Genomic DNA, 8,915 nt, shown 5'->3' on the forward strand with positions numbered 1-8,915 from the left:
GACATGGCCGGGCCATGCGTCGCGTAAGTGGCGTCCGTTGCGTTGGTTGCGTTGGTTGCGTCAGCCGTTAGCGCCGCCCACCCATTGCGGGCAGGCGGCGAGACATCGCAAGCTCCATTTTTCAGAACTCAGCTCCGACTGAGACCGCCGAGCCCGCCGACTTCTGCAACAACATCGGCCCTTTGCGGACATGTCCCGATGTTCGGCTTAGGTCTGCAATGGGTTGAGAGCGGACAGCCTGATACTCCAGCGCGTCTTCCGACACCGCAGCCACATGCGTTGCATGAAAGAGGCCGCCAACTGAGCTGGCCTTACCATTCCGGATGGTGCCGCTTGGATCGCGCATCAAAGCAAGAGAGCGCCGCCAGCGTGACCGCTTAGCATGAGCAATCCCAAGCCGCCCGTGATCGCCACCATCATTGCCACGGCGACGAACATGCGACCTAACTTTCAGCGGATGGCGACTTGGTTGGCGGGAGGGATCGCTTGGTCTTCGCCACTTCGGCCTTCTCGAAAAACTCCAGAGCCAAGATATGCATGGCCTGTGCTTTTTCTGGATCAGACTCGGCGAGAGCGAACCGGGAGGCAACTTCGGCCTGCCTCAAATAGTACTCGACAGATTGCACCCGCCATTCTCCCGCGTGAACTCCTCCGTAGATCTATGCTGCAAACCGGAGGCTGACCCTCATATTCGACACTTGTAAGAGCCGGAAATTGGCGCTACTTAACGTTGAGAATGTTATCCGTGACAAGTGTGCGCGCGGCAACTGAATTCGATCTGTGAGGGCAAAACGTTGAGCCGACGCGCGGTTGGAAGATCCGAGCACGAATTGCAAGAGATGCCCAGATGCTGGCGAGCCTATGCGAAGCCGCGCAACGACTCCCCGAGGGACCAGAGCGACAGGATGCAATCAGGGAGATCGACGGATTTCAGAGGCGGCTGGCCGCGTTAGTTGCGCGCCCTCTAGGCTGAGGTTCCTGTCGGGGCGCCGGTGCGGGGTATCGTGTCCGTCATGATCAAGGGCATGGCCATAGCTGCTCTTGCACTGGCGTTGGCCAGTCTTGCAGATCAGCAGTTGTCCTACGGGCGCTATACGGATGCGGCCGTGGCTCTCCTGCGCGACATCGATCGCTCATTCCGGCGGTAGGAGAGAGGCCGATGGCCGCTGCACATCGCGGGCGTGGCGTGAGTACCGGCAAGAGAAGGAGGCCGCCCGCAGGCGGCCTCTTCGCTTGGTCAGCTCTGCGGCTGCTCCACGTCGGGCGGTTGGGCGCTGTCTTCAGGCGCCTCTTCGCTCTTGGATGACAGATCGGCGGCCTTAGAAAGAAGGCCAGCCGCAACGTCTGGATTGGTGGTTGCCTTGGCAAACCTCAGAAGGGTGGCGGCTTGATCCGCCAGATATTTTTTACCGGCCACCACTTCACCTCGTCACGTCGGCAGTGCCTTGGCGATGACGCCTTTCAGCGGTACTTCGTTCCGGTACGGTCCACAAACGCACAGAAGGATTTGGTTCCTCCGTGCGAATCAAGCGATTTTAGCAGGCCGGAAGCTATGGGCTAGAGGCCGCTGGAGCGATGGATCAGTCGCGCTACCCGCTCGTGAGACGGTGGACATCGGAAGAGCATGAACGCCTGTTGGCGATGGCGGCGGCGGGCAGTCGACCGGACGAGATCGCCCGCGCGCTGGGCAGAACAGAACCGGCCGTGCGAGTCCGCGCGCATCTCCACAACATTCCGTTGCGGTTAGTAACGCAGAACAGACGCAGCTAATGCGGGCAGTCGTCTTGCGCTCGCCTCTTGAAGCGCTGGACGATCCAGTCGGCTCCTGAGGGCCGGGCGGAAATCTCGTGATTGGCCAGAGCATTGAGTCGAAATCAGTATTTCGCGACGCGCAGCCCGATTTGCCTCGAGGTTGCGCTTGAACCGCAGCAACAACTGCGCTTCGATGTCGTAGCCTTATTAATTTCCTCTGCCGGATTAAGCCGGGCCTTTTTCATGAAGTTCTTTTTGATCGCGGTCGCCATCTGGCTGCTGCTCAACGTGCTCTACGTTCTGGTCGTCATTCCAGCGCGAAAGGGGCGCTTGCCGCCACCCCTTGTTCGGGCAGTAGCCGCCATCAGACGGCTCATCAACGAAAGACGTCGACCTCCCTGAAGGGGGTGGACGGTTAAGTCCACCATTGGCCCTTTGCCGACTACCTAGGGCGAACCGGCCATGTCCGGTCTTGACAGCGGGGGATTTCGAACATCTGCGGAATTGCCCACGCAGTTGTGGCGGAAATTCGGTAAGGCTCTTCGCGATCCTGATCGCGCCACGGCTCTGATAAACCTGGCGCCATGATGCCACATAGCCGGAGCGCCCGTGAAATCCGAGACCGGCGGGGCTCTCATATGTGATCACGAACGAAAAGTCGTCGCTGCGGAGCTGATTAAGGCCCGCTAAATGGTGCTTGATACCACCCCACGAAATCCCTTTATCTCCAGCATGAGCGACCCCGACCCCCCTGACCATGCGCACCACCGTCATCGGCGGCGAGCGCTGCCATCTTGGCTCCTAGTCCCTCCTAACAATAAGCCTTGCGTCGCGCACGCAACGGGAAGTTAGTGTTGGTTTCGACGTGCTGCGCTGCTCAGCCGAAGCACGGCACGGCAGATGACTGATCGGGGCCGACGGCCTCCTGATCAGCGTTACGCGACGACCTGAAAGGTTCAAACATGACGCCGAAGGTCAAAGAGCATATCTGGCCAACCTGCAATGGAACGGGCTATCCCGTATCGATGCAGCCGGTACAAACCGCAGCTGTATCTGTCAAGCGGCGGTTGAAAAAGGCAATGCAAAAAAACCCGCCAACCGGGGCGGGTAGTTCGTAAAAAAATCCTAAAGCGTCAGACGACTTCTCGCGCTGGGGAAGTGGTCGTGCTCACCGGCCTGAAGGCTGACGCGAAGAAAGTCTTGTACATCTCGCCGATCTTTTTGGATTCGGCAACGAACGTGTCGTAGGCCGATCGCATGTGATCGGTTGTGAGTTGCATGGCTTTATCGGGAGCCTTCAAAGCTGCCTCGACGTACGCCTTTTGGGCCTCAAATGACGACTTTGCATAATCTGTGTGCGCGGTCGCAATGGCACTGAGCTTTTCGTGAACGGGGGCGAGATCGATCATCGAAAATATCCTTGGTAGATCATCTGAGGCCATCCCCAGAACTGATCCACAACCTTGGGTATAGCCTCCTTTCAAAAAGGATTTACTACAAGAATTGTGCGCTGCGACATACGAAGGTTAATAAAGCCCAACCAGCGTTAATCAGCTTTTGCGAGTTTTCGGTGTATCGTTCGATTTTCGTGCCGGAACTTGGCGATTGCACGATCGCCATGCCAAAGCTCGATATCATGACCATCGACCAGAGCCTTGGCGCGCTCTTTGGCGTCGATTTCGTCTCTGCATACAATGTCGAGCTCGCCGCGCCCGACCTCTCAGCCACCTGGTACGAATACATCCGCGCGACACCACGTCCTGCAACCGACGAGGCCACCGCCGCATAGGTGCTGTTGACGACGAGCCGCGGGATGAACTGCACCGTACGCGGCACTAAAGAGCCTGTCTTCGGCGCGAAGGTCCAGGAATTAGGAAGATGCGCCATCGCCACGATCTGATGCTTGGCGAGATCGCCGGGCTCGGTGATGCGCGGATGCTGCTTCAGATAGCGCGGGGCTGGCACCACCACGCGGCTGATCTCGCCCACCCGCATCGCGATCATCGCTGAATCCGCGAGCGGGCCGATTCGAAGCGCGACGTCGATGCTCTCCTCGATCAGATTGACGGTGCGGTCGAACAGCAACAGCTTTGCCGACACCGTTGGATAGGCGTCGAGAAACGCATCGAGGGTCGGTCGCAGCACCATCTCGCCCGAGACCACCGGAGCGGTCATCGTCAGCAGACCTCGCGGTGCCGTCCGCGGTGCGGCCGCGACGTCGTCGGCCTCCTCCAGCTCGGTGAGCACGCGACGGCAGATCGCGAGATAGCGCTCGCCCTCCTCGCTCAGCTTGATCGACGGGTCGTCCGGTGCAGGAGCTCGACGCCAACCCGTTCCTCCAGGAAGGCGATGGCGCGGCTCACCGCCGCCGGCGAGCGGCCGAGCTCGCGTCCCGCGGCGGCAAGGCTGCCCTCGTCCACCGCGAGGACGAATACTTTCATCGCATCCAGACGATCCATGCGCTTCCCGCCGCCCCTGAGATTCCGGCTGAAAGCTAGGCGTTCGCACGCGTCGCGACAACTGCCGCCAGGCGCGGTCCGGCATTCGCTCGCACCGCGAAAGAGTCTCTGCCGGACGGCGGATATTCGCAGCCGTGCTCCTGCGGCGTACCTGAGCTGGCAAGCCAGTCACTGCTGGCGCAGTTCTCAAAGCAACAAGAAGGAGCTCGTCATGGGTATCGAACAGAAGGTCGAAATCATCATCGGTGCATCGCAGGGCATCGGCGCCGCCCTGGTCAAGGGCTACCGGGATTCACGAAAGGCCACGTTGGCGGCCCACAAGAGGACGAAGTGGAGCGCCGTTTGGCCGCCTAGGCGCTGCGCCTGTTCATTTTCCCGGAGCGAATTGCGTAACAACGGGTCCGAGCCTATTTTAGGGTTATGGCCGATTGTTGCTGCACACCGCCGTCTCTAGATCTGGATAACCGGAATGGCAACGCCGCCAAATATCGGCGGGTACTATGGGCTGTCTTGTTCATCAACGCGTTGATGTTTGTGGTCGAGGTTAGCGCCGGTCTTGCCGCCGGGTCCGCATCGCTGCAGGCCGATGCCCTCGATTTCCTCGGCGACGCCGCAAACTACGGCATCAGTCTTTTCGTCGTCGGCATGGCATTACGGTTCCGGGCATCGGCTGCGCTGGCCAAGAGCGCGACCATGGGGGCTTTTGGCCTGTGGGTTATCGGCACCGTTATTTGGCACGCCGTACACGGGACGTTGCCGAGCGCCTTCACGATGGGTGCCGTCGGACTTGCGGCTTTAGCGGCCAATGCGGCGTCGTTTGCGTTGCTGTGGACCCACCGCCATGGCGATTCCAATATGCGGTCTGCCTGGATTTGTACGCGCAATGACGTGCTCGGCAATCTGGCTGTGCTTCTGGCCGCTCTCGGAGTCTTCGGCACGGGCACGGGGTGGCCCGATGTCATCGTCGCCGCGATCATGGCCGCCCTTGCACTTCAAGGCGCAACGACGGTTGCAAGTCAGGCCTTCGGCGAATTGCGCCTGCCGCTGAACAGCCCTGCCGAGTAGCCGTTCGCTTGCGACGGCGGGCCGCCCAACGCATTGATCCGTCACGGCGTTTTCAGAAACGGCGAGACGCGCTTCATTTTCGGCGAGCCAGTTCTGCGGAGTTGAGGCATCCTCCCGGCCGGATTTGTTGAATCGCAGGAATCTGGAGATGCGTCGTCCCCCGTTCATTGCCGATCAGGCCCGAAATGCGCGCGGTCTGTTGGGCCGGCTCATCGCCTTCATCATGGCTCGCGAAACTTGGCGCGAGAATCTGCGCGTGATCGATACGCTCGGTATCGAGCAGGGCGATCATGTGCTTGACATCGGATGTGGTCATGGCCGCAGCCTGATGGAACTGGCCGCGCGGGCTCCTCGGGGACGCATCGTCGGGGTGGATCCTCTGAACTAATGATTGAGCTCGCAGAGCAACGAAACCGGCCGCTGATCGAAGCCGCTCGCGTGGACTTCATCCTGTCCAACGTGGAATCGCTGCCATTTCCGGACGACATGTTCGACAAGGCGGTGTGTGTCCAGGTGCTCTATTTTTGGAAAGATATCGGGACGTCGCTGCGCGAGATCGCGCGCGTGCTGAAGCCGGGTGGCTGTCTGGGATTGCTGTTCCGAACGAACGCTGACATGAAAGTCATCGCGTCATTCCCGCCGGAAATCTTCCGCTTTCGGCTGCTGGCCGACATATTGGCAGCGCTCGAACGTGCGGCCATGGACGTCCATGTTGTGGGGGATGGTGCCAACGAGCCTGCTCTTGTCTTGGCGACGAAACGGCGTGCTTGAACTGAAGCGATCAGGCGGCCGCGATCGTGGCGAGACGTGCGGCCACAGCATCGATCTCGGTAGATGTGGTGCACCTTCCCAGGCTGAAGCGGATCGCTCCCATTCCAGTTCTCTTGGGTACCCGCATGGCGGCGAGAACGGGTGAGAGCTCGATCTGGCCCGAATGGCACGTCGAAGCCGCGACATCGTGCAACTGGCCCAATATGTCCGCGCCTATCCTGCCGACGAACGAAACATTGAGAGTGTTGGGCAAACGACGTGTGGGATGGCCATTGAGCGCGACGCCTTCGCCGAACCTGTCTTGCAGAGCCTGCCAGAAGCGATCACGCAAGATCTGGACGCGGTTCATGGGCGCAAGGTCTATGGCCATCGCGCGGGCCGTCCCAAGCCCAACAGCCAGAAGAGCGCTCTCGGTTCCAACGCGACGGCCCGATTCGTGGCCGGCGCCGTGGATAACCGGTTCAAGCTCGAGGCCTCGCCTGACATAGAGCGCGCCGACGCCCTTGGGGGCGTAGAGCTTGTGACCGGCGATCGTCAGCATATCAACGCCGAGTTCGCGCACATTGGTCGGGATTTTTCCGACTGATTGGGCTGTGTCGGTGTGGAAGTGGATTCCGTGCTTCCGCGCGATTGCGCCGATTTCCGCGAGCGGCTGGACGGTGCCGACTTCGTTGTTGGCGTGCATGATGCTGATCAGCAGCGTCTGCGGCGTAATGGCGCGGCGCACGTCCTCTGGATCGATCAGGCCTGTCCGGTCGACGGGAAGGTATGTGACCGAAGCGCCCAACCGCTCGAGAAACGAGCAGGGGGCAAGAACGGCGGGATGCTCGATGGTCGAGGTGATGATGTCCACTCTGCCGCGCGTCGCGGCGAAGTACGTGCCCTTGATGGCAAGGTTGTTCGCTTCGCTGCCGCCGCTTGTGAACACGATCTCATCGGGCGCGGCGCCGAGCAGTTTCGCGACCTCCTCACGCGCCCGCTCCAGCGCCGCTTTCGCCGGCGCACTGGCCCAGTGGCCGCTGGAAGGATTGCCGAACGCCTCATCCAGGAATGGACGCATAGCCTCCGTCACTGCAGGATCAATCGGTGTGCTCGCGTTGTAATCGAGATAGATCGACATCGTCGCAGTCGCGCGCCTTGCTAGGTGTGCTTAAGTTGCAGCCATGGCAGTTGCTCATTGGCGAAGAAATGCTTGCCCGGTTGCAGCTCCGCCGCCCGGTCGAAGGCGCCGACGTGATAGTGCGTCTCCGTAGGAAAATGCACGGTAGCGCAGGTCAGCGTCGAGCCGCAGCGGCAACAGAAGCCGCGCGTTGTCCCCGGCGATGATTCGAACATCGTAATGCCACCTTCGGTCATCGTGACTGCGTCGTCCTCGAACCCAACGAACACGCTGACCGGGGCGCCGGAATGGCGACGGCAGCTGTTGCAGTGGCACCAGAACACCCCTTTCGGCTGGCCACGTGCTTCGAAACGCACCGCCCCGCAGAGACAACGTCCTGAAAAAGTTTCACTCATTGTCGTGCTCGGGGTCTGGCTTCCATGGCGACTGCCACGACCACCCCGGACAGGAACGTGAGCGTGCCGATCGTTCCGATCGCCCAGGCCATGCCGCGCAGGTCGGCGATCAGGCCGGCCGCCAGCGCCCCGATCGCGTAACCAAGATCGCGCCAGAAGCGGTAGACACTGAGCGATCGCGCGCGCCAGCTTGGATGCGACGCGTCCGAGACGGCTGCAATTGGGCTCGGATACACCATTGCCGTGCCGATACCGAGCAGCAGGCTCCCGACAAGCCACCATTCGAAACGACTTGTTGCTGCGGTGAGGAACAAGCCCACGGCCTGCACCCACATGCCGGCGACAATCAAGCCCTTGCGGCCCCAGCGATCGGAAAGGGGCCCCGTGGCGATCTGCAGGATGCCCCAGGTGGCCGGATAGACGGCCTTCAAGATGCCGATCCGATCGACATGGAGGCCGAAGGAGGCGAAGAACAGCGGAAAGATTCCCCAGCTCATTCCGTCATTGAGGTTGTTGACGAGCCCGGCCTGTGACGCGGCAAACAGATTGCGATCCCTGAACGAGGCGAGCAGGAATATCTCGCGGAAGCTGATCGGAGCCGATTGCTGCGTATGAGCCGTTGTTTCCAATCGGACGTGCTCCCGCGTGTCGTGCACCAGCAGGATCGAGAGCGCAGTTCCTAGGATTGCATAAGCAACACCGAGATAGATCGGCGCCGGGCGCAGCCCGTATTCCGAGGCAAGATACCCGGTGAGGAAAGCGGTCACGCCCACCGCAAGATAACCGGCGAACTCGTTCAGGCCCGCGGCAAGTCCCCGCGACCTCGGCCCGACGAGATCGATTTTCATGATCACCGTCATCGACCAGGCGAGACCCTGGTTGATGCCGAGCAGGGCATTGGCAGCGATGACCCATCCCCAGCTTGGCGCCCACATGATCATGAACGGCACCGGCAGGCCGATGAGCCAACCGAGGACCAGAACCCGCTTGCGTTCCCACTTGTCGGCGAGCTGGCCTGAAACCAGATTCGCGCACGCCTTCACAACGCCGAAGCTGACGATGAAGGAAACGACCAGCGTCGTCGAACCGATCCTGAACTCCTCGGAGCCGATCAGCGGTACGACCGTTCGCTCGATTCCGACCATGCCGCCGACGAAGGCGTTGATCACCACAAGCAAGGCGAACTGCGGCCAGTTCTCCTTCAGCCCCAATCGGACCGACGAGGCAGTCTGCGGAGCAGCTATCGCTTCAGTCGTAACCGGCATGAGGCCCCCACCTCGCCATCGCGAGGTTCGCCTGCGATACAGCCTGGCATGAGCTGATCGGTGGAGGTGAAGCGATGGCAAATGCCAT

11 protein-coding genes and 2 pseudogenes are annotated in these 8,915 nt (G+C 60.9%); 5 read left to right on the forward strand and 8 right to left on the reverse strand.

Annotated features, from left to right (window positions below):
- Positions 1 to 443: 443 nt before the first annotated feature.
- Positions 444 to 626, reverse strand: a complete 183-nt coding sequence (locus IVA82_RS33030; protein WP_247386856.1) for a hypothetical protein — start codon at positions 624 to 626, stop codon at positions 444 to 446.
- 387 nt (positions 627 to 1,013) lie between these two features.
- Here IVA82_RS33030 and IVA82_RS48635 point away from each other — a divergent pair, with 387 nt between their 5' ends.
- Positions 1,014 to 1,148 carry a hypothetical protein gene (locus IVA82_RS48635; RefSeq protein WP_256469746.1) on the forward strand — a complete coding sequence of 45 codons (135 nt, stop codon included), beginning with the start codon at positions 1,014 to 1,016 and terminating at the stop codon, positions 1,146 to 1,148.
- A gap of 89 nt (positions 1,149 to 1,237) precedes the next feature.
- Here the strand turns inward: IVA82_RS48635 and IVA82_RS33035 are convergent, their stop codons facing one another.
- The gene (locus IVA82_RS33035) at positions 1,238 to 1,417 is read right to left on the reverse strand and encodes a hypothetical protein (RefSeq protein ID WP_247386857.1); all 180 of its coding nucleotides are present in this window, start codon (positions 1,415 to 1,417) and stop codon (positions 1,238 to 1,240) included.
- Positions 1,418 to 1,851: 434 nt separating this feature from the next.
- Here IVA82_RS33035 and IVA82_RS33040 point away from each other — a divergent pair, with 434 nt between their 5' ends.
- Entirely contained in the window at positions 1,852 to 2,154 is a 303-nt protein-coding gene (locus IVA82_RS33040; RefSeq protein ID WP_247386858.1) for a hypothetical protein, read from the forward strand.
- Between the two features lie 731 nt (positions 2,155 to 2,885).
- On the opposite strand, the gene IVA82_RS33045 is transcribed toward IVA82_RS33040, so the two are convergent.
- Together IVA82_RS33045 and IVA82_RS33050 are read right to left on the reverse strand one after the other, a co-directional pair.
- Entirely contained in the window at positions 2,886 to 3,161 is a 276-nt protein-coding gene (locus IVA82_RS33045; protein ID WP_247386859.1) for a phasin family protein, read from the reverse strand.
- 281 nt (positions 3,162 to 3,442) lie between these two features.
- Positions 3,443 to 4,211 (reverse strand): annotated as a pseudogene (locus IVA82_RS33050) (LysR family transcriptional regulator); the annotation flags it as partial.
- Between the two features lie 211 nt (positions 4,212 to 4,422).
- Between IVA82_RS33050 and IVA82_RS33055 the strand changes: the two are divergent.
- Both IVA82_RS33055 and IVA82_RS33060 read left to right on the forward strand, forming a co-directional pair.
- Positions 4,423 to 4,503: pseudogene (locus IVA82_RS33055) on the forward strand (3-oxoacyl-ACP reductase); the annotation flags it as partial.
- A gap of 128 nt (positions 4,504 to 4,631) precedes the next feature.
- A complete protein-coding gene (locus IVA82_RS33060) occupies positions 4,632 to 5,276 on the forward strand; it encodes a cation transporter (RefSeq protein WP_247386860.1) in 645 nt (214 codons plus the stop codon).
- A gap of 73 nt (positions 5,277 to 5,349) precedes the next feature.
- On the opposite strand, the gene IVA82_RS33065 is transcribed toward IVA82_RS33060, so the two are convergent.
- Positions 5,350 to 5,592 (reverse strand): hypothetical protein, encoded by a 243-nt coding sequence (locus IVA82_RS33065; RefSeq protein WP_247386861.1) that lies wholly within the window; start codon positions 5,590 to 5,592, stop codon positions 5,350 to 5,352.
- Positions 5,593 to 5,663: 71 nt separating this feature from the next.
- Between IVA82_RS33065 and IVA82_RS33070 the strand changes: the two genes are divergently transcribed.
- Positions 5,664 to 6,047 (forward strand): class I SAM-dependent methyltransferase, encoded by a 384-nt coding sequence (locus tag IVA82_RS33070; protein WP_247386862.1) that lies wholly within the window; start codon positions 5,664 to 5,666, stop codon positions 6,045 to 6,047.
- Positions 6,048 to 6,057: 10 nt separating this feature from the next.
- Here the strand turns inward: IVA82_RS33070 and IVA82_RS33075 are convergent, their stop codons facing one another.
- Genes IVA82_RS33075 through IVA82_RS33085 form a run of 3 tightly spaced genes read right to left on the reverse strand, consistent with a single transcriptional unit; the run spans position 6,058 to position 8,827 of the window.
- Positions 6,058 to 7,167 (reverse strand): cysteine desulfurase family protein, encoded by a 1,110-nt coding sequence (locus tag IVA82_RS33075; RefSeq protein WP_247386863.1) that lies wholly within the window; start codon positions 7,165 to 7,167, stop codon positions 6,058 to 6,060.
- A gap of 20 nt (positions 7,168 to 7,187) precedes the next feature.
- Positions 7,188 to 7,523 (reverse strand): GFA family protein, encoded by a 336-nt coding sequence (locus IVA82_RS33080; protein WP_247386864.1) that lies wholly within the window; start codon positions 7,521 to 7,523, stop codon positions 7,188 to 7,190.
- Positions 7,524 to 7,558: 35 nt separating this feature from the next.
- On the reverse strand, positions 7,559 to 8,827 hold the full coding sequence (locus IVA82_RS33085; RefSeq protein ID WP_247386865.1) for an MFS transporter: 1,269 nt from the start codon (positions 8,825 to 8,827) through the stop codon (positions 7,559 to 7,561).
- Between the last annotated feature and the right edge of the window lie 88 nt (positions 8,828 to 8,915).

This window comes from Bradyrhizobium sp. 142, from assembly GCF_023074015.1.
Classification (GTDB): domain Bacteria; phylum Pseudomonadota; class Alphaproteobacteria; order Rhizobiales; family Xanthobacteraceae; genus Bradyrhizobium.

What these genes read in the sequence shown, in the direction of transcription:
- IVA82_RS48635 (WP_256469746.1), top strand. Translation starts at nt 1,014, where the DNA reads ATGATCAAGGGCATGGCCATAGCTGCTCTTGCACTGGCGTTGGCCAGT.
- IVA82_RS33045 (WP_247386859.1), bottom strand. Translation starts at nt 3,161, where the DNA reads ATGATCGATCTCGCCCCCGTTCACGAAAAGCTCAGTGCCATTGCGACC.
- IVA82_RS33060 (WP_247386860.1), top strand. Translation starts at nt 4,632, where the DNA reads ATGGCCGATTGTTGCTGCACACCGCCGTCTCTAGATCTGGATAACCGG.
- IVA82_RS33065 (WP_247386861.1), bottom strand. Translation starts at nt 5,592, where the DNA reads ATGACCACATCCGATGTCAAGCACATGATCGCCCTGCTCGATACCGAG.
- IVA82_RS33070 (WP_247386862.1), top strand. Translation starts at nt 5,664, where the DNA reads ATGATTGAGCTCGCAGAGCAACGAAACCGGCCGCTGATCGAAGCCGCT.
- IVA82_RS33075 (WP_247386863.1), bottom strand. Translation starts at nt 7,167, where the DNA reads ATGTCGATCTATCTCGATTACAACGCGAGCACACCGATTGATCCTGCA.
- IVA82_RS33085 (WP_247386865.1), bottom strand. Translation starts at nt 8,827, where the DNA reads ATGCCGGTTACGACTGAAGCGATAGCTGCTCCGCAGACTGCCTCGTCG.